The sequence below is a fragment of the Neobacillus niacini NBRC 15566 genome, assembly GCF_001591505.1.
In the GTDB taxonomy this organism is placed as follows: domain Bacteria; phylum Bacillota; class Bacilli; order Bacillales; family Cytobacillaceae; genus Neobacillus; species Neobacillus niacini.
Genome location: NZ_BCVA01000001.1, coordinates 234077 through 259213, shown reverse-complemented (window position 1 = coordinate 259213; position 25137 = coordinate 234077). Strand labels below are relative to the sequence as shown.

General features: G+C 36.7%; 31 protein-coding genes and 1 riboswitch. Of the genes, 25 read left to right on the top strand and 6 right to left on the bottom strand.

The genetic code is table 11. The annotated features are described in order from the left end of the window. Window positions 1–20 precede the first annotated feature (20 nt). The 10 genes from pstB to BANA01_RS01335 all read left to right on the top strand — a co-directional run bounded on the left by pstB (window position 21) and on the right by BANA01_RS01335 (window position 8344). The gene (gene pstB / locus BANA01_RS01380; RefSeq protein WP_063251325.1) at window positions 21–821 is read left to right on the top strand and encodes a phosphate ABC transporter ATP-binding protein PstB; all 801 of its coding nucleotides are present in this window, start codon (window positions 21–23) and stop codon (window positions 819–821) included. 12 nt (window positions 822–833) lie between these two features. Then, window positions 834–1493: a phosphate signaling complex protein PhoU gene (phoU, locus tag BANA01_RS01375; protein ID WP_063251324.1), complete on the top strand. Its 660-nt coding sequence runs from the start codon at window positions 834–836 to the stop codon at window positions 1491–1493. Window positions 1494–1543: 50 nt separating this feature from the next. Further along, entirely contained in the window at window positions 1544–2380 is an 837-nt protein-coding gene (locus BANA01_RS01370; protein ID WP_218008369.1) for a DUF4912 domain-containing protein, read from the top strand. Continuing rightward, entirely contained in the window at window positions 2373–3611 is a 1239-nt protein-coding gene (locus tag BANA01_RS01365) for a glycosyltransferase family 4 protein (RefSeq protein ID WP_063251322.1), read from the top strand. Before BANA01_RS01370 ends, BANA01_RS01365 begins: the two co-directional genes overlap by 8 nt. A gap of 145 nt (window positions 3612–3756) precedes the next feature. Continuing rightward, window positions 3757–3906, top strand: coding sequence for a 50S ribosomal protein L33 (rpmG, locus tag BANA01_RS01360; RefSeq protein ID WP_015594975.1), 150 nt, complete (start codon window positions 3757–3759; stop codon window positions 3904–3906). 52 nt (window positions 3907–3958) lie between these two features. After that, a complete protein-coding gene (locus BANA01_RS01355) occupies window positions 3959–4531 on the top strand; it encodes a 5-formyltetrahydrofolate cyclo-ligase (RefSeq protein ID WP_063251321.1) in 573 nt (190 codons plus the stop codon). Continuing rightward, entirely contained in the window at window positions 4528–5319 is a 792-nt protein-coding gene (locus BANA01_RS01350; RefSeq protein ID WP_063251320.1) for a DUF92 domain-containing protein, read from the top strand. The genes BANA01_RS01355 and BANA01_RS01350 overlap by 4 nt, the downstream gene beginning before the upstream one ends. 109 nt (window positions 5320–5428) lie before the next feature. Further along, a complete protein-coding gene (locus BANA01_RS01345) occupies window positions 5429–6379 on the top strand; it encodes an L-lactate dehydrogenase (RefSeq protein WP_157411695.1) in 951 nt (316 codons plus the stop codon). A gap of 57 nt (window positions 6380–6436) precedes the next feature. Continuing rightward, the gene (locus BANA01_RS01340) at window positions 6437–6643 is read left to right on the top strand and encodes a hypothetical protein (RefSeq protein WP_063251318.1); all 207 of its coding nucleotides are present in this window, start codon (window positions 6437–6439) and stop codon (window positions 6641–6643) included. Between the two features lie 132 nt (window positions 6644–6775). Then, complete coding sequence (locus BANA01_RS01335) at window positions 6776–8344, top strand: rhomboid family intramembrane serine protease (RefSeq protein ID WP_369689636.1); 1569 nt, start codon at window positions 6776–6778, stop codon at window positions 8342–8344. Here the strand turns inward: BANA01_RS01335 and BANA01_RS01330 are convergent. Next, window positions 8307–9140 (bottom strand): hypothetical protein, encoded by an 834-nt coding sequence (locus tag BANA01_RS01330; protein ID WP_063251316.1) that lies wholly within the window; start codon window positions 9138–9140, stop codon window positions 8307–8309. The two genes, BANA01_RS01335 and BANA01_RS01330, sit on opposite strands and share 38 nt — an antisense overlap. Before the next feature lie 192 nt (window positions 9141–9332). Here BANA01_RS01330 and BANA01_RS01325 point away from each other — a divergent pair, with 192 nt between their 5' ends. From BANA01_RS01325 to BANA01_RS01310, 4 genes are all read left to right on the top strand, one after another. Further along, the gene (locus tag BANA01_RS01325) at window positions 9333–9545 is read left to right on the top strand and encodes a YqgQ family protein (RefSeq protein WP_063251315.1); all 213 of its coding nucleotides are present in this window, start codon (window positions 9333–9335) and stop codon (window positions 9543–9545) included. 5 nt (window positions 9546–9550) lie between these two features. Continuing rightward, window positions 9551–10525, top strand: coding sequence for an ROK family glucokinase (locus BANA01_RS01320; protein WP_063251409.1), 975 nt, complete (start codon window positions 9551–9553; stop codon window positions 10523–10525). Between the two features lie 100 nt (window positions 10526–10625). Next, window positions 10626–11813 (top strand): M14 family metallopeptidase, encoded by a 1188-nt coding sequence (locus tag BANA01_RS01315; protein ID WP_063251314.1) that lies wholly within the window; start codon window positions 10626–10628, stop codon window positions 11811–11813. Between the two features lie 191 nt (window positions 11814–12004). Then, window positions 12005–13147 (top strand): YqgU-like beta propeller domain-containing protein, encoded by a 1143-nt coding sequence (locus BANA01_RS01310; RefSeq protein ID WP_063251313.1) that lies wholly within the window; start codon window positions 12005–12007, stop codon window positions 13145–13147. 33 nt (window positions 13148–13180) lie between these two features. Here the strand turns inward: BANA01_RS01310 and BANA01_RS28935 are convergent, their stop codons facing one another. Then, window positions 13181–13357, bottom strand: a complete 177-nt coding sequence (locus BANA01_RS28935; RefSeq protein ID WP_082799349.1) for a DUF2759 domain-containing protein — start codon at window positions 13355–13357, stop codon at window positions 13181–13183. 193 nt (window positions 13358–13550) lie between these two features. Between BANA01_RS28935 and BANA01_RS01305 the strand changes: the two genes are divergently transcribed. Both BANA01_RS01305 and BANA01_RS01300 read left to right on the top strand, forming a co-directional pair. Further along, window positions 13551–14186 (top strand): MBL fold metallo-hydrolase, encoded by a 636-nt coding sequence (locus tag BANA01_RS01305; RefSeq protein ID WP_063251312.1) that lies wholly within the window; start codon window positions 13551–13553, stop codon window positions 14184–14186. Window positions 14187–14355: 169 nt separating this feature from the next. Then, window positions 14356–15453: a class I SAM-dependent methyltransferase gene (locus tag BANA01_RS01300; protein WP_063251311.1), complete on the top strand. Its 1098-nt coding sequence runs from the start codon at window positions 14356–14358 to the stop codon at window positions 15451–15453. A 47-nt stretch (window positions 15454–15500) separates the two neighbouring features. On the opposite strand, the gene BANA01_RS01295 is transcribed toward BANA01_RS01300, so the two are convergent. Both BANA01_RS01295 and BANA01_RS01290 read right to left on the bottom strand, forming a co-directional pair. Beyond that, window positions 15501–15749, bottom strand: a complete 249-nt coding sequence (locus BANA01_RS01295; RefSeq protein ID WP_063251310.1) for a DUF2626 domain-containing protein — start codon at window positions 15747–15749, stop codon at window positions 15501–15503. Between the two features lie 80 nt (window positions 15750–15829). Beyond that, window positions 15830–16525, bottom strand: coding sequence for a helix-turn-helix transcriptional regulator (locus BANA01_RS01290; protein ID WP_063251309.1), 696 nt, complete (start codon window positions 16523–16525; stop codon window positions 15830–15832). A gap of 269 nt (window positions 16526–16794) precedes the next feature. Between BANA01_RS01290 and comGA the strand changes: the two genes are divergently transcribed. The 8 genes from comGA to BANA01_RS01250 all read left to right on the top strand — a co-directional run bounded on the left by comGA (window position 16795) and on the right by BANA01_RS01250 (window position 21099). After that, entirely contained in the window at window positions 16795–17901 is a 1107-nt protein-coding gene (comGA, locus tag BANA01_RS01285) for a competence type IV pilus ATPase ComGA (protein WP_305802696.1), read from the top strand. After that, the gene (comGB, locus tag BANA01_RS01280; RefSeq protein ID WP_063251308.1) at window positions 17888–18919 is read left to right on the top strand and encodes a competence type IV pilus assembly protein ComGB; all 1032 of its coding nucleotides are present in this window, start codon (window positions 17888–17890) and stop codon (window positions 18917–18919) included. The genes comGA and comGB overlap by 14 nt, the downstream gene beginning before the upstream one ends. Before the next feature lie 57 nt (window positions 18920–18976). Then, on the top strand, window positions 18977–19285 hold the full coding sequence (gene comGC / locus BANA01_RS01275; protein WP_063251407.1) for a competence type IV pilus major pilin ComGC: 309 nt from the start codon (window positions 18977–18979) through the stop codon (window positions 19283–19285). Next, window positions 19285–19719, top strand: coding sequence for a competence type IV pilus minor pilin ComGD (gene comGD, locus BANA01_RS01270; protein ID WP_063251307.1), 435 nt, complete (start codon window positions 19285–19287; stop codon window positions 19717–19719). The genes comGC and comGD overlap by 1 nt, the downstream gene beginning before the upstream one ends. Next, window positions 19703–20038 carry a hypothetical protein gene (locus BANA01_RS01265; RefSeq protein WP_063251306.1) on the top strand — a complete coding sequence of 112 codons (336 nt, stop codon included), beginning with the start codon at window positions 19703–19705 and terminating at the stop codon, window positions 20036–20038. The genes comGD and BANA01_RS01265 overlap by 17 nt, the downstream gene beginning before the upstream one ends. Beyond that, the gene (gene comGF, locus BANA01_RS01260) at window positions 19989–20462 is read left to right on the top strand and encodes a competence type IV pilus minor pilin ComGF (RefSeq protein ID WP_235847037.1); all 474 of its coding nucleotides are present in this window, start codon (window positions 19989–19991) and stop codon (window positions 20460–20462) included. Before BANA01_RS01265 ends, comGF begins: the two co-directional genes overlap by 50 nt. Next, window positions 20459–20842 (top strand): competence type IV pilus minor pilin ComGG, encoded by a 384-nt coding sequence (gene comGG / locus BANA01_RS01255; RefSeq protein WP_063251305.1) that lies wholly within the window; start codon window positions 20459–20461, stop codon window positions 20840–20842. The genes comGF and comGG overlap by 4 nt, the downstream gene beginning before the upstream one ends. Before the next feature lie 68 nt (window positions 20843–20910). Next, window positions 20911–21099: a YqzE family protein gene (locus BANA01_RS01250; protein WP_063251304.1), complete on the top strand. Its 189-nt coding sequence runs from the start codon at window positions 20911–20913 to the stop codon at window positions 21097–21099. A 33-nt stretch (window positions 21100–21132) separates the two neighbouring features. Here BANA01_RS01250 and BANA01_RS01245 read toward each other — a convergent pair whose 3' ends face one another. Both BANA01_RS01245 and BANA01_RS01240 read right to left on the bottom strand, forming a co-directional pair. After that, window positions 21133–21924: a YqhG family protein gene (locus tag BANA01_RS01245; RefSeq protein ID WP_063251303.1), complete on the bottom strand. Its 792-nt coding sequence runs from the start codon at window positions 21922–21924 to the stop codon at window positions 21133–21135. Continuing rightward, the gene (locus BANA01_RS01240; protein WP_063251302.1) at window positions 21902–23590 is read right to left on the bottom strand and encodes a DEAD/DEAH box helicase; all 1689 of its coding nucleotides are present in this window, start codon (window positions 23588–23590) and stop codon (window positions 21902–21904) included. The genes BANA01_RS01245 and BANA01_RS01240 overlap by 23 nt, the downstream gene beginning before the upstream one ends. Window positions 23591–23746: 156 nt before the next feature. After that, a riboswitch (glycine riboswitch) is annotated at window positions 23747–23835 on the top strand. A 179-nt stretch (window positions 23836–24014) separates the two neighbouring features. Here BANA01_RS01240 and gcvT point away from each other — a divergent pair. Then, the gene (gcvT, locus tag BANA01_RS01235; RefSeq protein WP_063251405.1) at window positions 24015–25118 is read left to right on the top strand and encodes a glycine cleavage system aminomethyltransferase GcvT; all 1104 of its coding nucleotides are present in this window, start codon (window positions 24015–24017) and stop codon (window positions 25116–25118) included. Window positions 25119–25137 lie beyond the last annotated feature (19 nt).

Genomic DNA, 25137 nt, shown 5'->3' with positions numbered 1-25137 from the left:
ATTTAGGGAGGCAAACTATAATGGAAACATCAACAGCCGCTGCAAATATTGTCAACACAGAAGAAAAACAAATTGTATATAAAACAAGCGACTTAGATTTATGGTACGGTGATAATCAAGCGCTAAAGAAAATAAACCTAGATATTATGGAAAATGAAGTTACGGCTATTATCGGACCTTCAGGTTGTGGAAAATCAACGTATATTAAGACATTAAATCGTATGATAGAACTTGTGCCAGGTGTTAGAACTTCAGGTGAAATTCTCTATCGAGGGAAAAATATCCTAGATAAATCCTATCAAGTAGAAGAATTGAGAACAAAGGTTGGAATGGTATTCCAAAAGCCCAATCCATTTCCAAAATCAATTTATGAAAATGTGGCTTATGGACCAAAAATACATGGTATTCGCGATAAAAAAATCTTAGATCAAATTGTTGAAAAAAGCTTACGTGGGGCTGCGATTTGGGATGAGGTAAAGGATCGTCTTACTCAAAATGCTTACGGGCTGTCTGGGGGGCAGCAACAGCGTCTCTGTATCGCCCGCTGTCTTGCGATAGAACCAGATGTCATTTTAATGGATGAGCCTACTTCTGCACTTGATCCCATTTCGACATTAAAGGTAGAAGAACTTGTACAAGAATTGAAGAAGGATTTTAGTATTATTATCGTTACTCATAACATGCAGCAGGCTGCACGTATATCTAAGAAAACTGCTTTCTTTTTAAATGGAGAAGTGATAGAATTCTCTGAAACTAATAAAATTTTCTCTACTCCAGCAGATAAGAGAACTGAGGACTATATTACAGGAAGATTTGGATGATGAGGTGAAGAGATGAGTACAAGATCGAAATTTGATAGTAAATTAACGGCTTTAAAAGAGAAACTTTTAGAAATGGAACGTTTAGCGGAGACTGCTGTTCGTGATTCACTAAGTGCCCTAATTAACCATGATATTGAATTAGCTAATGCAGTCATTGATGGTGATGATAAAATAGACACCTTAGAACATGAAATTCATGATACCGTTTTGCTTTTGATTGCAAGAGAATCACCCGTCGCAAAAGATTTGAGAACACTCAATGTGGCTTTAAAGGTTTCATCGGAAGTAGAACGTATGGCCGATATGGCGGTAAATATAGCAAAAGCAGCCATTCATATTGGTAATGAAAAGCACTTTAAAGAAATTCGTGATATTCCAAAGATGATGGATCAAGCACTTGAAATGGTCACAATGTCAATTAAAGCATATATTGATGAAGATGTTATGCTTGCACAGAATTGTGCTGAGAAGGATGATGAAGTGGATAATATGTTTGGTAAATTAGTTCATGAACTAATTAGCATGGTCCCAGAAAACCCGAATGCAACAAACCAGATTATTCAACTATCTTTTGTATGCAGATTTATCGAAAGAATTGCTGATCATTCAACGAACATTGCTGAGAATGTAATCTATCTTGTAACTGGGAAAAAATTCAACCTAAATGAGTAATAATAATCCACCTAAGATGAGACCTCTAAATGATGTCTCATCTTTTTTTTATGCTAAGAAAATTGTCACTTTATGCAGAAGCAAAATACGACAAAATACGTTTATTGTACAGTTCGCTTACCGGTGGTACCATTAAGTTTATCTATGAAAGAATATTTAGATTACTTTTGCATATGTATGTGTTTGCAGAATGGAGGAGAACAATGATTGAAGAAATTATTAAACTAAGAGAGGATGGTTTATCATTCCGAAAAATCGCCTCACAACTCAACACTACGGTTGGAAGAGTCCAATACCGATGGAATAAATATATAAATACTCAGGAAAATCATATAGTAGATGATACTGTTGAAGAGATATCTAAGAAGGAAGATGACGTTTTAGAACAGTCTTCGATGGAATATTCTCCAATTAAAGGTGAACTTCAAGTGAAACTGGTTACCCCAAGAAAAGTTATCGTTTATTGGGAAGCATCGAAGATTCCTGAGAAAGTTATTACTTTATTTTATAACAGGAAGTATGAGGAATTGGTCTACATCATTAGACTATATGATGTAACAGATATCATTTTCACAGGAGAAAATGCACATCATTACTATGATATCGCGGTACCCTATCATAAGGGACATTGGTTTATCAAAGGCCTTACAGCAAATAGGAGTTATGTAGCCGAATTAGGTGTTAAATTTAATGATAATGACTTTTTTCCAATCCTGCGCTCATATTCTGTTCAAACCCCCCCATTAGGAAATGTAAATGGAAGTGAAATTTATAATAATTTAGTACACAATCAACAAATTGATCAATACTCCCCAAAATGGATTGATTATGTAAGTACGTACAGTTATTACGGGGAAGCAAAAAATGTGGGGCAGAATAATGAATGATAAATTAATAAACGAAATGGCCCAAAAACATTCCTATGATTGGCGATTAAAAATTCTAATCCTGACATGGGAATACCCGCCAAACGTTGTAGGCGGGCTTTCAAGGCACGTTAATGGTCTTTCTGTACATTTAGCTGAGCAAGGCCACGAGGTCCATGTGGTAACAGCAGGCAATGCCAGTCTCGCGGCTCACGAAATCATGAGTGGCGTTCATGTCCATCGTGTGACGCCACTCAACAACCAAGACGACCATTTTCTATCTTGGATTGCTGGTTTGAATCTAGCTATGAGTTTCAAAGGTGAAAAAATAGCAGAAAATATAAAGTTTGATATCGTCCATGCTCATGATTGGCTGGTAGGAACGGCTGGAATTGCGTTAAAAGAAGTGCTATCGATTCCATTATTATCTACGATTCATGCGACTGAACATGGCCGGAATAATGGAATTTATACAGAGATGCAGCGGTTTATCCATGAAAAAGAACTTCAGCTCATGACAGAATCAGATCAAGTCATTGTGTGCAGTAACTATATGAGAGAAGAACTTTTAGCAAACTTCCATCTCTCAGACAAAAAAATAACCATTATTCCAAACGGTATCGAACCCTGTAATAGTAAAGTAGATTCAAATAAGATTAATCCATTTATTAAGAATAAAAGATACATTTTTTCAGTCGGCCGAATCGTAAAGGAAAAAGGGTTTGAGACGTTAATTGAGGCGGCACAGGCAGCAAAGGAACAGGGACAGGAAATTTATTTTGTTATTGCGGGTAAAGGGCCAATGCTGGAAAGATATCGGAAGATGGTAACAGAAAAACAATTAGATCATTATGTGGCTTTTATTGGCTATGTTACGGATGAGGAAAGAAATGCGCTATTAATGAATAGTGAAATAGCTGTCTTCCCTAGTTTATATGAGCCCTTTGGCATTGTGGCTCTAGAAGCTATGATTCTTGGTAAACCCACCATTGTTTCAGAAACAGGAGGGCTAAAAGGGATTGTGATGGATCGGCAAACGGGCTTGCTCGTGGTTCCAGGTGATGCAGAAAGCCTACTGAAGAATATTGAATTTTTATTACAGAATCCTCAAACAGCAGAAGAGATTGGTTTAAAAGGAATGAAGATTGTTAAGAGTTTATATGGATGGAAGCGAATTGCTTCCCAAACCGTTAACGTAATGGAAGATACTCTGTTACATCAAAGGGCCAATATGAGTGAAAAGACAAGATAGTTTAAGCAGAAATAATATCTAGGTTAACGAAATTCTGGATAGTAAAATAAGCTTTTAAAAAACACACTAGCATTTCCTTTTGAAAAATGATATTATAGAAAAGTCGTATGAACGAACTAGCTTAATCGTTTGGAGGGAAATTGACATGCGTGTAAATATTACGTTAGCTTGCACTGAGTGTGGAGATCGTAACTATATTTCAACAAAAAATAAACGTAACAACCCAGATCGTCTTGAGCTTAAGAAGTATTGCCCAAGAGAAAAGCGTACAACAGCACACCGTGAAACAAAATAAGCAGTAGGGCTTCCTGCTGCTTTTTTTGTTGTAAAAAAATAAGGAGATGACGATGCACTTGTCCGAAAAAAACCTTATACGTAAAGAAATGAAAGGGAGTCTAGCGCTTCTTTCTAAACCTAATTATGAACATTATTCCTATATAATTGCTAACACCCTATATAAAGATGAGGATTGGCAAAAAGCGAACGTCATCGGAATTACAATCTCGAAGGAACCTGAAGTCGATACATACCAAATTATACAAAAGGCGTGGGAGGAAGGAAAAGTGGTTGCCGCACCGAAATGCAATCCGAAGACAAAGACTTTGTCCTTTCGAAAAATAACGGAATTTTCACAACTTGAATCCGTTTTTTATGGATTACTTGAGCCCATTATAGAACAGACGATAGAGGTAAAGCCTGAGGATATCGAGCTTTTATTTGTACCTGGTTTAGCGTATACAAGACAGGGATACCGTCTTGGTTTTGGCGGAGGGTACTATGATCGTTATTTAACGAAATATAACGAAAAAACTATTTCTCTTGCCTTTAATCTCCAAGTCATTCCCCAATTCCCTATAGAAAAGCACGATATTCCGGTTTCAAAGATAATCACAAATGATGAGGTAATAAAAATAAAATGATTCAAACTATAGTTATTAGTACAATCATTATTTTAGGCGGCATTGCAGGTTATTTAGAACGATCATTAAGCAGTAATGGCGCCATTGCTGCTGTAATAGTAGGGGCAGCTGTCTATTTTGGATTTGGAATAAAAGGACTTCTCCTTCTTGGATTATTTTTTATCACATCCAGCCTATGGTCCAAATATAAAAGCTCAGCCAAGAAAGATATTGAAGAAAAATTAGCTAAGGGAGCAACTAGAGACTGGGGTCAAGTGGCAGCAAATGGTGGTTCTGCTGCGTTAATCAGCATTATATATTATTTTCAACAGGATTTGGTTTGGCTGATTGGTTTTATCGTTTGTCTTGCTAGTTCAAATTCTGATACCTGGGCATCAGAAATCGGCACCTTAAGTAAAAGGAAACCCTTATACATACGTACGTTTAAGCCAATTGAAAAAGGGACATCAGGAGCTGTCAGTTTATTAGGGACTACAGCTGCCATTTTTGGTTCTATGCTAATAGCTTTTGCAGGTGCTTGGCTTTTTGATCTGCAACTATTCCACGTCTTTATCATTTTCTTGTTCGGCTTTTTAGGTAATGTCATCGATACATTATTTGGCGCTTATTATCAACAGGTTTACATATGCAATAAATGTGGAATTGAAACAGAGAAAAAAGTGCATTGCCAAACGGCAGCCAAAAGAATAAAAGGGTATCATTTAGTGGATAATGATATGGTGAATTTTTTGTCAGGTTCTATTGCTGCGCTATTAGCAATGATTGTTATTTATTTTGTAACAATATAGTTTTAAGGTACGATTTCTCACCGATTAAAACTGATAAATACTTGTGAACTAATATACAATAATAGAGTAATGAATATATTAATATATCCACTATGCCCAGAGGAGGAATATCATGGTAAAAGTAAATAGAGTTGTCCTTGTTGGAACTGGTTTTGTCGGTTCAAGCTATGCTTTTGCGCTCTTAAATCAAGGAATAACTGAAGAACTTGTGCTAGTTGATTTAAACGAGGCCAAAGCTGAAGGGGATGCGATGGATTTAAATCATGGTTTGCCATTTGCACCATCACGAACCAAAATTTGGTATGGAAGCTATGCGGATTGTGATCAAGCTGACCTTGTTGTGATCACGGCTGGCGCTAACCAAAAGCCAGGCGAAACTCGTCTTGACCTTGTAGAGAAGAACACTAATATTTTTAAAGGGATTGTTGAACAAATAATGGCAAGTGGTTTTGATGGTATTTTTCTAGTTGCAACGAATCCGGTTGATATTTTAACCTATGCAGTATGGAAGTTTTCTGGGCTTCCAAAGGAACGTGTAATTGGTTCGGGTACAATTTTAGATACTGCTCGATTCCGCTTTTTATTGGGACAATATTATGATGTGGATACACGTAATGTTCATGCCTACATTATTGGGGAACATGGAGACACTGAACTTCCAGTATGGAGCCACGCAGATATTGCTGGAATGAAAATATCTGAATGGACAAGTAAGCATGAAACGAACCAAGAGGACCTTGACAATATATTTATCAATGTACGAGATGCAGCGTATCATATTATTGAACGAAAAGGTGCGACCTATTATGGAATTGCGATGGGACTTGTTCGATTAACAAAAGCGATTTTACGTAATGAGAATTCAGTATTAACTGTTTCTGCTTATTTAGATGGGGAATACGGTCATAAAGACGTCTATATTGGCGTCCCTGCCGTGGTAAATCGCGGTGGTATCAGAGAGGTCGTAGAACTTGACCTAAATAAGAAAGAGAAGGAAAAATTCTCAAACTCCGTGAAGGTACTAAAGGAAACAATGGATCCTGTTTTAAGTAAATACTAAAAAGAGTTGGATAAAAATAGACTCCTGCTCACACAATATGGGTAGGAGGGATGAATAATGTCTCGTATGTTGACATCCATATTTATGATTGGGTCAATCGGCTATGTTGCATTCCGCTTTAGGTATCGAATCATTAACGTAATGCTAAGGTCTGGCTGGATGCGTCGACTTGCCGTAGGCTCCATCATGAGCTTTCCAGGTGTGAAAAACAAAATGATGCAGACCGTTTTTGGAGGACCAACTGAAAGACCATCTGAATGGTGAAAACCACAGATGGTTTTTTTATTGAAAAAATGCGGTCCTTATTAACCTGTTTTTGTCATTATTAGGCGAGTTTTTCGTTTATAATGAAATAAACGGTAAACAATGTTACAAAAATAGTCCTAATAGAAAGTAGTGGGCGTATTGAACAATAAAGAAGATTACCTCTTTTGGAGATTAGCTTATTTTTTCGTTTCAGAACAAGGCTACCGAATCGTTCAATTATTTGATAATCAAAAAGAATTATGGCTGGAAAGACTGGAAAATAAAAAAGCCCCAATCATTCGGTTATTACGACAGGATTTAGACTGGAGCAATACCATGCAAAGAGATATAGAATTTACCGCCTCAAATGGTGAAAAGGTTCGAAAACAGCTTGGTCGTGGAGAGCTTTCGATTTTAAATGTCTATATTAGTCAGTATCCACCTGTTGATGAGTACGAATTTCGGCTGGTACGTCCATTTATTTTCCCTCAAAGTAATAAAACTAGTGTTAGTTCTGTACTAATAACCCGTGATCAATATGAGGAAGGATTTAAAACTTTATCAACCAGGATTGAAAGCGAAGTCTCCTTCCCCGTTCATGAAGAGTATTCTGAGCAAGATGTTAATGCTCAAAAGAAAGCAACATTAGACTTTGCGATACAATCAGCAAGGAAAGAGAAAGAAATATTTACGAATGGGAAGCCATTTTTTACATACTTTTTTATGACTATCCAGGTGGCTGTTTTTTTATTGTTAGAGCTACAAGGGGGAAGTACTAATACATCTACACTAATTAAATTCGGGGCAAAATTTAATCCATATATTTATGACGGAGAATGGTGGAGATTCATTACACCCATTTTCCTGCATATAGGTTTTTTACATTTGGCCATGAACACCTTGGCACTGTATTTTTTAGGTCCTGCTGTGGAAAGAATCTTTGGGAATTTACGATTTCTACTTATTTATCTATTTGCGGGTATATCAGGAGTTATTGCCAGTTTTATCTTTAGCCCAAATATTTCTGCAGGAGCTAGTGGAGCAATCTTTGGTTGTTTTGGAGCATTGCTTTATTTCGCTCTCATATATCCGAAACTTTTTTTTCGAACAATGGGACCAAGTGTTATAACGGTTCTTGTCTTTAATTTAATATTTGGTTTTACCGTCTCAATTGTAGATAATGCTGGACATTTAGGCGGATTGGCCGGTGGTTTTCTTGCAGCAGGGATTGTGCATTTCCCTAAAAAGAAAAAGCCATTTTTGCAGGTGCTATTTTTGTTGGTATCTGCAGGTATTATTTACGGCTCGCTATTGTATGGCTTTGAACATTCCAAGACAGGTGGAAATGAAAGTTCCACAATGATGTTAGCGCAAGAATATATAAAACAGGAAAATTATGAACAAGCATATGGCGTTTTAACGAAATATGCAGAATCCAATCAACCATCTGCGGAGGTATATTTTGCGTTATCGTTTATTGAAATCAAGCTTGGCGAGCTAAAGGAAGCGAAATCACATCTTCATAAAGTGATTGAACTGGATCCGGACTTACCGGAAGCATACTACAATCTTGCATTAATTTATCTAGAGGAAAATGACGTATTGAATGCAATGGAAAATGCTGAAAAGGCAGTGGAAATAAGACCAAGTCAACAAGAATACGCTGATTTGGTTCAAGAACTTAATCGACTGCTCCCATCATCTGACGGAGGACAATAGGCTCACCCGAAGCAGTTTCGATTAACACTAAAATATGAGTCTTATCCGTTGCAATTAAAATTAGCGGAAGTGTACTGCCTCTGGGATTTTCACTAGTTCCGTCCGCTTTTTTTATACCTAGTATATAGTTTTTATATAAGCCTTCCCAAAGATTACCTACAATTGCATCGGTCTGTGATTTTGTAAAACCAGGCAATACATTCTTTGCCAGTTCATTGAATTGGCTGAGGGGGTAAGCCTGGTAATTTTTTAAATTAATTGCAAAATGGCGCAGTGCTTTGTTCCAGCTTAGCTGGAGCATTCTCTCGGTTTGTTGGTCCAGTTGTTTCTTGATTTTTTCTTCATCTGCGGCAGGGGTAATAAAGTAAATTTGATCAGATGACATGGCATGTGAGCTGGAAATTTGATCCTCCTTATCATGAAGCTCCGCATGGTGAAAAGTAATTGCTTGTAAAAGTGAACTATTATCAATCTTCATTCTTTTTTCCTGTTCAATCTCTGCTGTATTTTGTTTCCATTTCCACATTTCATCTAATAGGCGGCCATTGGCATATAATAGGGCAGCATCCTGTCTTAAGTAGGCTTTCCGGTCAAGAGTGGAATGTTCTTTCCAGAGGATATTATGGGATTGTTGATCGGTCATCGCTAGTGTAGTCTCTGCCGTTTTGAAGGTTACATTTGGGTCAATAGGGAAGTACGTAATACTTTCCTGTACCTTCGGATTGGCATGCTGATATATACCAATAGCTAGAATAAGGGTAATTGATATTCCTAGTACTAAATAGATTCTTATCATCTAATCCCAACCTTCTTTTACTATTAATGGAGTATAGTAGTTATAGTAAAGGTTATGGGAACAACTTGTTGGACATGCAAGAATTTTATATGGTTAGAGTTGCTTTCTTAAGAACGTCTTGAGAGCAGCAGGGGCTTAAGGTATACTTTACATGTAATGTTTCTTATTCTTTAAGTAAGAGGGCTAAATAAAATGAAGTCAATCTATGATATTCAACAATTATTAAAGCAATATGGAACGATTATTTATATTGGTGACCGAATAGCTGACCTTGAATTGATGGAGTCAGAATTAAAAGACTTATATCAAGCCCAGCTAATAGAACCCAAAGAATACTCGACTGCATTGTTAATTTTAAGGCATGAAATAAGATTCTTAAAAGAAAAAGAAGAAAAAGATAGGTGATTACAGTGTCAGAACAATGGATAGTTGGAGTTGACCTTGGAGGGACAACAACCAAATTAGCTTTTATAAATTTGAACGGAGAAATCCAGAATAAATGGGAGATTCCAACGGATAATTCAAACGAAGGTCAAAATATTACCGCGAATATTTCTATTGCAATCAATCAAAAGCTAGAAGAATTGAAAGAGCAGAAAACTAAATTAATTGGAATTGGTATGGGGGCACCAGGACCGATAGATTATGAGACTGGTGTTGTCTTAAATGTTGTTAATCTAGGGTGGAAAGATAACTTTCCTTTACAAGAGAGCTTGCATTCTTTAACGGGCTTACCAGTTGCTATTGAAAACGACGCTAACTGTGCTGCATTAGGCGAAATGTGGAATGGCGCAGGTAAGGGCGCAAGTAATCTAGTATGCGTGACACTTGGAACGGGTGTAGGCGGTGGAGTTATTGCTAATGGTAATATTGTTCGAGGTGTTAACGGTGCCGCTGGGGAAATTGGTCATATAGCGTCAATACCTTTTGGCGGTGCACCTTGTAATTGCGGAAAGTCTGGCTGTCTCGAAACCATTGCATCTGCAACTGGCATTGTACGCTTAGCAGAGAATGAGCTATCGAATTCCGAATCAAAGGGAGAGCTTGCTGCACTCCTTGTGGAAAATGGAAAAGTTACAGCAAAGGATGTTTTTGATAGTGCTCGTAATGGTGATGAACTTGCAAATAAAGTCCTCCATGAAGTCAGTTTTCATTTAGGATTTGCTCTAGCGAATATTGCTAATACACTGAATCCCGAAATGATTGTTCTGGGTGGTGGAGTTTCGCGTGCCGGTGATATTTTATTGGACACGGTGAAAGCAAATTTTTCTAAGTTTACTTTTTCGGCGGCTAGGGATTCTACAAATCTTTCGCTTGCCACACTAGGAAATGACGCTGGAGCAATTGGTGCAGCATGGCTGATAAAAAATAAACTAAACTTATAAGAAAATATCCTAAAAACCTGCATCCAAATGCAGGTTTTTATTATGCTCATTTTCTACCACCTTTTGTCATATCATTTTTATGATGGAAGGAGGAAGAAATATGGAGGTTAGAGTCCGGGAAGGTGACTCCTATGCGTATTATGGCCGATTATTCATGGTTCCACTAGAACTTATTATCGATTCAAACGAGAAGGTAAATCCATCTAATTTGAAAACTGGCACGAAAATAATGATACCAGGCTATGTTTCTGTTCCATACACCATAAAAGAAGAGGATACATTATGGAAAATTAGTAAGGCAAAAAATTTATCCATTGATGCCATAATGATACTAAATCAAATGCAAAATCCAAATCAAGTAGTACCCGGTGAAACCCTATATTTGCCTGAGCGTATTTCACAACAACATGTTAGTTTGAAACTGCCTTATGGTTCGAAAATTTTAACGAAGCAGATCAAAGCGTTAAAAAAGTTTTATCCATTTATAAATGTAGATAGAATTGGCACTAGTGTTCTAGGTAATCATATTCAAGAAATAAGGATTGGAAAGGGTTTAAAAAAAGTTCATATGAATGCTTCTTTTCATGCGAATGAATGGATTACATCCATGATTTTAATGAGCCTTGTTAATCAATACCTTGTTTCTTTAACGAATCGAAGCCAATTAGCAGGCATTAATACGATAAATTTATATAATGAAACAGAACTCTCCATTGTTCCAATGGTAAATCCGGATGGGGTGGATCTCGTATTGAATGGACCGCCAACAGGCAGTCGTCAAGAGGTATTGAAGATAAATGAAGGTAGTGGTGAATTTGTCCATTGGAAAGCAAATATAAGAGGGGTAGATTTAAATAATCAGTTTCCAGCTAATTGGGAGATTGAGCAGGAAAGGAAGGCACCAAAGTCGCCTGCACCTAGAGATTATCCAGGAAGCTCTTCTTTATCAGAACCAGAAGCAAAAGCAATGGCTGATTTAATAAAGAACAATCAATTTGATCGTATTCTTGCCTTTCATACTCAAGGAGAGGAGTTTTATTGGGGATATGAAGGATTTGAGCCACCTGAATCTGAATTCTTAGCAAGAGAATTTGAACGGGTGAGTGGATACAAGGCAATACAAAATGTTGATAGTCATGCTGGATTTAAAGATTGGTATATTCAAGAATATAAACGCCCTGGTTTCACACTTGAATTGGGAAGGGGCATAAATCCGCTGCCTTTATCACAAATTCATGACATTCTCAAAAGAGTTGAGGGAATATTTCTAGCGTCACTTTATTTGTAAATAACCCCCCTTTACGGCTTGTAAAATGATTTCAATGACATTAAAATAAATTATTGTGTTGGTCTTTATTGATAAGAAAAAGTCGTAAGTATGCGACTTTTTTCTTATTTCTAGAATGTGCTGTAATTATTGAAACATTTCTGTAAAATAAACGTACTAATTAATGTGAAGAAATTGGAGGGAGGGGGAAAATGAGCTTTAGCAAATGTACTTTACTAATAAAATTTATTTTTCAAATTATATTTTTGCTCGTTTTTGCCTCTTTTTTTAGTGCGTGCGCACATCAACAAGATGCCGAACCCAGCCCTTCTAAAGATACTGACAAGGAAAATGTCCCGCCAGCACAACCTGAAGATACATGGAAACTCCCCATTGAAATTCCAGAAGGTGAATTTTACAAAGTTGGCGGCTGGTATTCCGACCATCAAATACTTTATATTACCAATCTTGAACAATCATCGTCTGTTTATCTTTATAATCTTTTAACAGGCAGTAGTGAATTACTTTATAAGAGTGAAGTCCCAATTGTCACTTTACAGACAAGCCCATCAAAAAAGAATATACTTATTCAATCATCCCCTTCTACGTATGAAGGACAAGTTACCATCCTCTCTCTAGAGGGCTCAGAAATCTTGAAACAAGCTATACCATCATATGAATTAGCTTTTGAATGGAACCCATTTAATGAGTCTCAGATACTCATCTCATCTTTTAATGAAGATTGGACATTTCAAATGTTGCTTTTAGACATTGAGCAAAGAGAGACAACTGAACTAACACTTCCTCAACCATTTGTTAAATGGCTGGGAAATGAGGAAGTTGCCTATCTGAATTGGAATGATGATGGACCATCTCTTTTTGCTCCCCTCATGATGAAAAGTTTACGTGCTGAGACGGGGGAAGAAATATTTACAGATGTACTTCAATTCGCAGCTTTCAATGACATTTTAATGACTGTTACGGTTAAGGATGATGAACAGTTACAGGCTACTTATACTTTTTATGATGAGGACAAAAGGATAGTAAATTCTTTTTCGATTCCTCATTTATCAATGTTTTCCGGCTGGTTGGTCCCTTACAATGATTTAAATGTCAGTAAAGGAGAGTTTCTTACCCTTAAACCAGTGAAAAGTGCAGAGGCTGATGCTTACCGTGAAGGTTTTGAGCTTGTTTCCTATGATATTAATAACGGCAAACGTAACGTTATTTTGAATGGCCTGAAGAATGAACCAATTCTGTTATCCCCTTCTGGCAAATTTGCACTGTACGGTAATCGTTTTGAAAAAGTCATTGATTTAGAAACAAAAGAATTAAGGGAGCTTATAGAAAAATAAAAAGACTGCCAGTTGGCAGTCTTTCAATTTTGTTTAGTGTGTACCAGTAGGGAAACCACTTTCAATAAGCGTCATGATTGCAAACCAGCCAAAAACCGCCAATGTACCTACTGCAAAAAATGCTCCTAATAAATTTTTATTTTTTAGGGCAGTGAATGCACCATAAGCAGCAAGTAATGCTACCAAAGCAAAAATAATAACTACTCCCATTAATAAAGCCCCCTTTATTAGATAATACTTGGGCTTAGCCCAACACATTTCTAAGAGTTATGTAAGAATATTATATACATTCGATTCTTATTTTATATTCTTTTTAATCATTTGTCGAGGGCTAAAAGGTTAGCAATGAAGCTTACATAGTGTAAAATAATAGTAACGTAAAATAGTTGGAGGTATGTTAGAAATGAAATGGTCACAAATCCCGTTGGGAGTATTACAAACAAATTGTTACGTCGTTGAAAGTCCTGACAAATCCTGTTTAATCTTTGATCCAGGGAGCGAAGGGAAAAAGCTAATAAAGTGGTTATCAAAAAGAGAGCTTAATCCAATTGCTATTTTTTTAACACATGCACATTTCGACCATATCGGCGCTGTTGATGAGATAAGAGATTATTATAATATTCCGGTTTATATACATGAAGAGGAAGAAGATTGGCTGATAGATCCTGCATTAAATGGTTCTAAGTTTTTTCAAATGCAAGAGTTAATGAAAATGAAAAAAGCAGACTTCATCTTAAAAAAAGAAGAAACGATAACAATTGGTAATTTCACGTTTTCTATCTTTGAGACTCCAGGACATTCTCCTGGAAGTGTGTCGTATTACTTTGAGTCAGAGGGATTTGTTGTATCAGGGGACGCGTTATTCAAGAGCAGCATTGGCAGAACAGACCTGCCAGGTGGTAATCATAAACTTCTAATGAAGAGCATTCATGAAAAATTATTATTTTTACCTGAAGAAACAACGGTATTATCAGGACATGGACCAATAACCACGATTGGGGAAGAGATGGATAGTAATCCATTTTTAAATGGGTTTTAATTCATTGTTCATTGTAAACAAAGAAAAACCCTTCTCGAATGAGAAGGGTTTTTCTGGGGGACGTTCTATTCATATTAAAAATGGGAGGGGATATCGTTAAGCTACTAGAATAACAATATAATAAAGTTTTCACTATGTCAATGATGTAAACCTACATAAAGGAGCTTTTATGATTACCTACTTAAAGAGTTTAATTTCAAGCTCACCAACGAACTTAATTTCCTATGCAGAATACATTGAAGCAGTTCTCTACCATCCTGATTATGGGTACTATATGAAAGATAAACAGAAAATTGGCAGTAAAGGTGATTTTATTACTACAAGTAATATTTTCGATATCTATGGCCGAATGGTTGCGAAATGGTTTGCAAGTGTTTATAAAAAGCATGATCTTGAACCGAATTTCTGTGAAATTGGGGCCGGCAATGGACGTTTTGCCCATGCATTTTTACAGGAATGGGAGAATTCCATCAAAACACCAATCAATTATATGATTGTAGAAAGCAGTCCATATCATCTGAAATTACAGAATGAATTGATCCCCTCTCACCATAACGTAATCCAAGTAAACCACCTAGATGAACTAGGGTGTTTTAAAGGGATGGTTTTTTCAAATGAATTATTTGATGCCCTGCCCGTTCATGTCATAGAGAAAGAGAACGGTCAATTATACGAGGTTATGGTAGGAATAAAGAATGAAACCTTATATGAAGAGAAGGTTTTATTAACCAATCCAGCCATTTATTCCTTTTTAGAGGAAAGTATGCTGGAACTAAAAGATAATCAGCGAATAGAAGTGCCTTTGTTAATGGAAGGCATGATTCTAGATATATCGAGGGTATTAACGAAGGGGCTGGTAGTGACCGCTGATTATGGATATACGAAAGAAGATTGGAAGCATCCTTCAAGAATGAAGGGAAGTTTAAGAGGGTATTATCAGCATCAGATGATTGATGATGTTTTGGAGCATCCTGGAGAAATGGATATAACAACACACATTCATTTCGATTGGTTTATTCAAAAGGGTGAGCAAGCGGAGTTAGTATTTCATTCCAAGTTAAGACAGGATGAGTTTTTATTAAAAGCAGGAATCTTAAAGGAATTAGAAAACCATTACGACCCTAATCCTTTTTCAGAGGTTAGCAAACGAAACCGTGCAATAAGGAGTTTAATTATGCCATCTGGAATAAGTTCTTTTTTTCATTTGATCATTCAACAGAAAGGTATTATTAATACGGATCATTTTGAAGAAGAAGAAGAAGAATAAAAAACACCGGAGAAGAACTCCGGTGTTTTTTATGTGTTGATTACTTCTTAATGTCCTCCAACTCCACCAAGCGGCATCATAAATGTTGTCCAATAAGTGAAGCCTGCGAAGAATACGGTTAAATATGCTCCGAAAACATACATATACATACGTTCGGAAAGTTTAAGATAGCTTAACAAAACAAAGAATCCAGTTTGGGCTAGGAATAGCATTGCAGTCTTATCCATATCTCCTAGATAGAACATTACGGTAAATATACCCGTCCAGAAACCCAAAACTCTGAACATGCGATCCATATGTATCCCTCCTTTTCCCCTACAGTACCATCATGCAATATTATAAAGAAAAGGAGTTCAAAAGTAAATAAAGTTTCAAATTAGTTTGTAACTAGTGCCTGGTAGGAGCAAGTTTCACAACCAGCAATGATATTATCCTTCTCAACTAACTCTACAGATTCAAATAAAGCTTCAAACATTCCTTTTAGAAACTCATGATGCATAGCACAAACACTTTCATGCTCCTCTGCGACTTCTTTGAAGGGACAATTATAGATCTGGAAGTAGATTTTTGTTTGATCTCCATTTGCTTCAAATTCTGGATAGAACCCAGCTAAAGTGGCTGCACTTTTGAGTATTGTTAATTTCTGATCAAAATCTATTTCTTCTCCAAAAGATTTTTTTGCTAGTTCTTGTTCAATAACTTCTGTACCAAATCGCTTCCCAGTTAAGTATAGTGCCTGTTTACCTGCTTCACCCAATGTCAGCATGGTAGAAATGGCTACTTTGGATAATAACATGTAATCCCGGAACGGAAAGTGCAATTGAATAACATCATCTGATAAACGGTATAACCTGCTTGGTCTGCCGCCTTTACCTGTCTTTTTAGTTTCAGATGCTAACATGTTAACATCCTCAAGCTTAGATAAGTGTAATCTTGCAACGTTCGGATGGATATTAAAATTCTCTGCAACCTCTTGTACTGTCACTTCTTGATGACGTTTTGTAATGTATTGGTAAATGTAGTACCTGGTTGGATCTGATAAAACATTTGTTATCTTTAATGTTTGTTCCATCACTGTTCACCTCGAACCCCCATAATTTAATCCAATTATAATACAGCTATTTAAACATGGGAATGAGGTTAACAATGTTAACACTATATGTTTAGAAAATGTTCACAATTGCCGAGTGCTTGGAGACCAATGCTTATACAAAAGTTAAACAAGGTATATACACGTTGTTTGTCAAGGGTTATTTTTCGGTAGAATTAGTAGTGAAAAAAGTAAAAAATATTTTCAAACAGGATGATTAATGAAGGAAAAGCTTGAAAGGTGTCGAATAATTGCAAAGACAAAATAAAAAGGTGGTGTTATTTATTGTAAGTGCAATCGAAATACTAGCAAATAGAATTATTACAGATGCAGCTCGAAATCAAGCAACTGATATTCACATTGTTCCCAGGAAAAAAGACACACTTATTCAAATCCGCTTAACCAACAAACTCATCCCCCGGTTATCACTTCCAAAAGATGAATGCGACAGATTAATTTCACATTTTAAATTTACAGCAAATATGGACATAGGAGAACGACGACGCCCTCAAAGCGGTGCTATTTTTTGTGAGGTGGACGGAAAACTAATGGGTCTTAGACTATCAACCCTTCCTTCTAATAACCGAGAAAGTCTTGTTATTAGACTTCTGCCCCAACAAGAACAGATTCCCTTTCATCAGCTCTCACTTTTCCCTGGTATGACCAGAAAGCTACTCGCTCTCCTAAAACATGCGCACGGTCTTATAATATTTACAGGTCCGACTGGATCTGGCAAAACGACCACCTTATATTCCCTTTTAAATGAAACCGCACATCTTTTTCATCGAAATGTTATCACACTTGAAGACCCCATCGAAAAAAACTACGATTCTGTTTTACAAATACAAGTGAATGAAAAAGCAGGTGTGACCTATGCGGCCGGTTTAAAGGCCATTCTACGTCATGATCCAGACATTATTATGGTGGGGGAAATTCGTGATGCGGAAACAGCGAAGATTGCAGTCCGAGCTGCATTGACGGGGCATTTAGTTCTTTCGACCATGCATACAAGAGATGCAAAGGGTGCGGTTTATCGTCTCCGTGAATTTGGTGTAAATTGGCTAGAAGTAGAACAAACCTTAATTGCTGTAACTGCACAGCGATTAGTAGAATTAACATGTCCCTATTGTCAAGGGGAGTGTTCACCATTCTGTTATTCATATGGAAGATGGAAGAGGGCAAGTGTTTTTGAACTTCTATCAGGGAGAAACCTTAATGCTGCCATGAAAGAAGCAAAAGGTGAAAATATTATTTCACGGTACACGACAGTAAGGGAAGTAATCAAGAAAGGGATAGCTTTAGGTTATATTAAAGAATCTGAATATGAACGCTTGGTGTATGAACATGAAGCGACATAATTGGCCGATTAATGAGCAGGCTCTCTTATTAAAACGGATAGGAGAATTATTGGCACGGGGTTACCCAATTGCAGAAGCAATTGAATCAATATCTTTGCATTTACCTAAGAATCGAAAGGAGGAGCTGTATCAATGTTTAGTCGATTTGAGAAATGGGATATCCTTTCAGGATGTTCTAAGTAATTTAGGATTTCAAAAAGACTTAATTGGTTACGTCTATTTTGCGGAACAGCATGGCAGCTTCGCAGAAGCACTCTTGGAAGGAAGTAATTTGGCAATAGTAAAAGAGAAAGATAGGAAAAAATTATTGAAACTGTTACAGTATCCAGCTTTGCTTTTTGTTATTACTAGTTTTTTGTTTGTATTTGTCCAACAATCATTGCTGCCCAAATTTACAGACATCTTCGCCTCAATGAGGCTTGAAGCTAATTTCTTTATGAAAGTACTTTCCTCATTTAAAGTTTATTTTCCATTCGTAATGATGGTCTTCCTATCATTGGTGGCAATAGGTGCCATTTATTATGTTTTTGTATTTAGTAAAATCTCCATCCTGCAGCAGCGTTCACAGCTTGTAAGAATACCAGTGGCAGGAAAAATCCTTCGATTATTATTTACCCATTATTTTGCTGTCCAACTCAGCTTCCTTTTAGCGGGTGGAATTTCCGTGTTAGAAGCCTTGCTATTATTTGAGAAGAATACTAGACAGCCTTTTTATAGCAAGCTGGGATTGGAAATTAAGGAGAAGCTTTTAACTGGTGAGAAACTAGAGTCTATCTTATCTTCCTTTTCATTCTTTGAAAGAGAATTCCCGATGATCATAAAACATGGACAAGAAAATGGAAAATTGGAGCAAGAGTTACTTTTTTTCAGTCAGCATTGTGTTTTAAATATGGAGGAAAGAATAGAAAAATGCCTAAAAACGATTCAGCCTATACTATATCTCTTTATCGGGTTTCTCGTTGTATCAATGTACTTAGCCATCTTACTCCCAATGTTCCAGCTATTAGAAGGAATTTAGGAAAAAGGACGGCCATTCGAAACAAGATAAAATATTAAAATGGAGGAATGAATGATGATGAAAAATGAAAAAGGTTTTACTCTTGTTGAAATGATGATTGTTATGCTGGTTATCTCTGTTTTATTAATTGTAACCATCCCAAATGTAGCAAGGCATAATACCAACATTAACAACAAAGGCTGTCAGGCATTTGTGAAAATGGTTCAAGCGCAGGTACAATCTTATATTATGGAAAATAATAAGGTGCCAACGATGGCAAATCTAATTACAGATGGATATCTTATTGAAGATGCTGGTTGTCCGAATGGAACAAAGAGTATACAAATTGATTCAGAAGGAAAAGTATCGGCAGTACCTACAACGTAATGCTCCAATGTCAAAAGGGATTTACATTAATTGAATCTTTGATTGTTCTCTCCATCTTTCTAATTATCTCCTCTATAACTGCCTTTAACATAAAACCTCAATATTATTCAACTGTTGATAAGGCCTTTATTTCCCAATTAAAAGCAGATTTATATTATGGTCAGCAGTATGCTATGGCTCATCAGATAGAAGTAAAAGTTATCTTCTATGAACATGAGCACATGTACACAATCGCTACAGGCAGTAAACAGCTAGTTGAAAGAAATCATTCTCCAATGATTACTGTGACTCAAGGATCGATTCAATTAGTCTTTAAGTTTAACCCAAATGGAAATGTAGACAGATTCGGTACATTATTTATTCGGACACAACAAAACAATTATCGATTCATTCTTTTGATTGGAAAGGGACGGTTTTATGTTACGGAAGAGTAATGGATTCTTTTTACTTGATCTCCTATTATCGCTTTCTGCATGGTTTATGATGGGCATGTTTTTTATGCCATTATTAATAGATTTATCCAACCAATCTCAACAGCTAGTAAGGGATAAAAAAGGAGAACAGTTTTTATTTGAAGAACTCCAAGCAAATTTAACAGAAGTGAGAACAAGCTCAAATTACTCGATCTTTCATAATGGAACTGAATATAAGATTTATTGGAATCATTTGTCAGGTATTGAAAAGGAGGTGTGTGTGAAGGTTGATGAAACTGCCTTACTTCGAGGAACGGAAATTTGTAAAGTACCTGAATGAAAAAGCCTTTACGCTCCTTGAAGTGCTTTTTGCTTTTTCGATTTTTATGATCATTGCATTCTTCATGCTTCCTGTTCTTCATATCATTTTAGATAATAATGACTCAACTGGAAGGCTTCAGGATATGGAATGGGATGTTTTTTGCAGCCAGATCAAAAAAGAGATTCGTATTAGCTCTAAAGCCGATGTTGTATCAGGGAGACTGGTGCTGACGAATAATAATGAAACGATTAACTACGAGAAATATGGGAGTAACATTAGAAGGCGTGTCAATTCTTTGGGTCACGAGATATTACTACAAAATGTATCTTCCGTCACTTTTATCAGGATAAATAACTCCGTGAAAATAATCGTATTAGATGTTTGGGGGAAAGAATACACTGTTGTAGTGTATCCCTATATTCAATGGGTTCCGATTGTATGAAGAATAACGAACAAGGGTTTACGTACCCATTAACTTTAGCAATGCTTCTCCTATTTCTTTCACTCTTTTCTTTTCGTGTCGATCAATTGTTAACCGAAAGGAAGCTGGCTCATGAAACTAACCTAATTCTACAGGAGGAGTATTATTTTCATTCTTCGGTTAAAAAAGTTGAAGAAATCATGCTATTGGGAGGTGTAATCCCATCAAAAGGTACATTTACCTATTTAAAAGGAAGCATGGGATTTCAAGCTGACATTCCAATTGGAACTATACAGAAAATCAACTTTACTCTTAAAATGCATACTGGTGAAACAGTAGTAGGACGCGGTTTTTTCGATATTACTTCTAAAAAAATGATTAAGTGGACTGAAATTTATTAAGCGTACTAGTTGTTTGAAAAATTAAAATATGGACATACTTTTAGTGAAGAATGAAGGCAGGTGTGTCCATGAAAACAAATGATTACGTGAAATATATGACTCAAACTCTTGTTAAATATGCGGACCAGCCAAAAGATGAAAGAAAAAGGCTCAGGGAAGAAAGAAAACAAACGAGAGCGTCTTTTTGGTATCGTTGGTTCGGGATTCTTCCCTATATATTTTATATTGAAGTGAAAAACAGAAGAAGAAAAGAGTAAAGAAGCAGATTCAAAAACTGCTTCTTTACTCTTTTACACAGCATTATCGGTTAAATAAAACAATCCACCATTTATAAATGAAATGTTTATTTTTGGTTCATATTGGTCTTGCAAGGCTTTTTTCTCTGTTTCATAATTTTCATTTTCCTCCTCCACATCCTCGTAAAAATGATCAAGAAGACGCAAATCTTGCTCCCAGCGTTTCCGAGCTTCCTCGGCCCACGTATGGTCATCTTCATTAATTACAGCTTTCAGATAGTGTTCGATTCTCGACATTCCGCTTTTTGGCTTAACAAGAGGTGAAAGAGTAAACGAATAATCCGGTATTTTCGGTGTCAGTTGGACATTCTGCAGTCGCTCATGAAAATCCTCAATCATTTGTCCATTAATAAGCTGCAAACCAATTGATTTATAAATATCCCGCTTACGGTCGCATTGATACGAGATCTTAACATTCATGCAAAGCCAAGGCATTAATGGAGTTTGTTGTTGACCATTACGGTGATTCTCATAAAGCCTGATATAGCTAGACAGCTTTTTGGTTGATTGAAAAATTTGGTGCAGACGAGGAGAACCAAAATGAACGGTTTCTCCCTTAATATGTTCAGGTACTATCTGAGGGTTCGTAATAAACGTAAGCTTCATCGGATTAGGTATTCCGCCAGTTTTTTCTAAGTAATGCCAATAAAAAGGTCGGTTCATTAATTCTTTATCGAGTTCGATTGTTAATTGAACCGTTAGGTATCCTGGTCCATTTTCTGTTATTTCACATTCATTAGCCAGAAAATAGCGTATCAGAAAATTATGAATTTCCAGCTGCTGCATGTGAATCCTCCTTCTGCATATCTTTAGCTAAATCAATCATTGATGTAAGATTTTCCATCTTAATCCGCATTTCTCCCTCAGAGCAGGATTGTCCAAAAATATCAATTAGATGATCTTCAATACTTCCAAAGTCTAACTTCGTTAAAATATCGTCTAAATCACCAATTACTTTTTCAAAGAGTTCAATTTTTTCATATAGTAGCTTTAATATATGTTCTTCCACTGTGTTCTGAATTGCAAAATTGTAGATCATTACATCCTTTTCTTGCCCTAGACGATGGATCCTCCCGATTCTCTGCTCCAATCTCATTGGATTCCATGGTAAATCGAAATTTATTATATGATTACAGAATTGAAGGTTAATACCTTCTCCACCCGCTTCAGTCGCGATGAGTACTTGTGCATGCTTTTGAAATAGCTCACGCATCCAATCTTTTTTACCTCGTTTAAAGCCCCCGCGGAACGGAACGGATGATATCCCGTTTTGTTTTAAATACCATTGGAGGTACATTTGGGTTGCTCTGTATTCGGTAAAAATAATAACCTTATCATCAATTTTTTGAATCAATTCCAAAGCCTTTTCCGCTTTAGAGTTGCTCGAAACTGCTTCCACTTTTGAAATTAAATGTTGAATCTGGTCTTGAAACTCCTTCGTAGGGTTTTCTTTTTTCTGAAGCATGTTTTTAAGTGTATAAAAAACTGCCTCCCTGCTGCTGCAGGCTTCCCTCTGCAGGGTCATCACCGAGAATGCACTTGTTTGGACCCAATCGCCTTCGCTCTTTAAATCAGTAATAGCTTGGTACAATTCTTTTTCCTCGGGTGTAAATTCAATCGGTATAGTTTCAACATGTCTTTTGGTCCATTCAATGCCTGTATCCGCACGTCGGTTTCGAATCATTACCTTATTAACCAACTCTTTTAAATGCTCATTATCATTTAATGAGCGTGCATCCCGTTTGTATTTATCATAGAATGCTGTTTCACTGCCTAAATGGCCAGGTTTTAATAGGGATACGAGGTTAAAAATTTCACCAATTCGATTTTGAATAGGTGTAGCAGTGAGAAGCAGACAAAACTTCTTTTTAAGATTTTGTACAAACTCATAGTTTTTTGTCTTGTTGTTCTTAAGTTTGTGAGCCTCATCAATAATAATTAAATCATAGTCCTGTTTATTGATAATATCGCGGTGTGGATCCCGTTTTGCAGTATCTATTGATGAAACGACAACATCGCATTGTTCCCAAACATAGCTTTTCTTTTGAGAAACCGCAGGTATAAAAAATTTACTATTCAATTCATAAGCCCATTGGGTTACTAAGGAAGCTGGGACAAGAATGAGAACTTTTTTTACAAGTCCACGAATCATGTATTCTTTTAAAATAAGACCCGCTTCTATCGTTTTTCCAAGCCCAACTTCATCAGCAAGAATGGCCTTTCCATTCATATTCTCAATTACTTGTTTTGCCGTTTCCAGCTGGTGGGGAAGCGGCGTCAAATTCGGTAAATGATTAGGTGCTTGCAGGCCTTCAAATTCAGGGATAATCAGATGTTTTTCAACTCCGACTGCCAGTTTAAAAAGGTCCCAATTTCCCCATGGTCCATCATTCTCAATCCTATGTAAAAATTCATCCTGCCAGGAGGAATCAAATTCTATTTCAACTGTCATGTTTTCAGCTCCTTCATGCACAAAAAATTTATTGCTCACCTTATGCTTTAATGGTAGGATGGAAATAGATTTGAATGTTTTAATTATTGCAATAAAATAAAATTTTTTCAGATGTATATTTTAGTATGACCCGAATGTGAAAATATTATAATGCGGATGATGACAAGGGGAGAGACTACTTATGTAGCGCCGAAGGAGCAAGCACAATGTGTGAATCTCTCAGGCAAAAGAACTCTTGTTTGACGCAGCTCTGGAGAGTGCTGACAAAAAGAGCAGCCACCAAAGGGGAAAGCCGAGCTTAGGTAAACTTTCAGGTGCAAGGACAGAGACCTTCTTTTTTTAGTAAAGGGAGGTATCTGTCCTTTTTTGTTATTTTATGCGCTGTAGTCTAAAAAATGGAACATCAAAAGGGGGATTCGTGATGATGACTGAATTAAAACGTACACCATTATTTGAAGTTTATAAGCAATATGGTGGGAAAACGATTGATTTTGGAGGCTGGGAGCTGCCTGTTCAATTCTCAAGCATTAAGGAAGAACATGAAGCTGTCCGTACTAAGGCTGGTTTATTCGATGTTTCTCATATGGGGGAAGTAGAAGTAAAGGGTCCAGACAGCTTAAACTACTTGCAAAAGATGTTAACGAATGATATTTCAAAAATTAATAATGGCGGAGCACAATATAATGCAATGTGCTATGAAAATGGCGGCACTGTTGATGATTTGCTCGTTTATAAAATAGAGGACAATCATTATTTGCTAGTTGTTAATGCCTCAAATATCGAAAAGGACTATAAATGGCTTGAGGATCATTTAGAGGGTAATGTGTCGATTGAAAATTTATCTGAAAAAATGGCTCAATTGGCGCTGCAAGGTCCGCTTGCTGAAAAAGTCCTTGAAAAGCTAGCAGGTGATACTAATCTTAGTACAATTGGCTTCTTTAAGTTCCAAGAGAAAGTAACGATTGATGGGAAAAATGCACTGATCTCACGAACTGGTTATACAGGGGAGGATGGCTTTGAAATATATTGCGATTCCTCAGATGCTGTTGAACTCTGGAAAGCGATTCTTTCTGCCGGGGAAGAAGAAGGGGTAGTTCCTTGTGGTTTAGGTGCCAGGGATACGCTCAGATTTGAAGCGACTCTTGCACTATATGGCCAAGAATTGTCTCCTGAAATCACTCCGCTTGAAGCTGGAATTGGCTTTGCAGTTAAGTTAAATAAAGAAGCAGATTTTATTGGTAAAGAAGTACTTAAGCAGCAAAAGGAAAAGGGTGCAGCAAGAAAATTAGTAGGAATTGAAATGATTGACCGTGGAATACCACGACATGGTTACCCTGTCTATAAAGGTGAGGAACTTATTGGTGAGGTGACAACCGGGACGCAATCACCATCTTTGAAAAAGAATATTGGACTTGTGTTAATTAAAAAAGAATACGCAGGTTTAGAATCAGAAATAGAAGTTGAAATTCGCGGAAAACGCTTAAAGGCGAAAGTAGTACCAACACCTTTTTATAAACGAGAAAAGTAAACACGAGGGGAGATTAGGT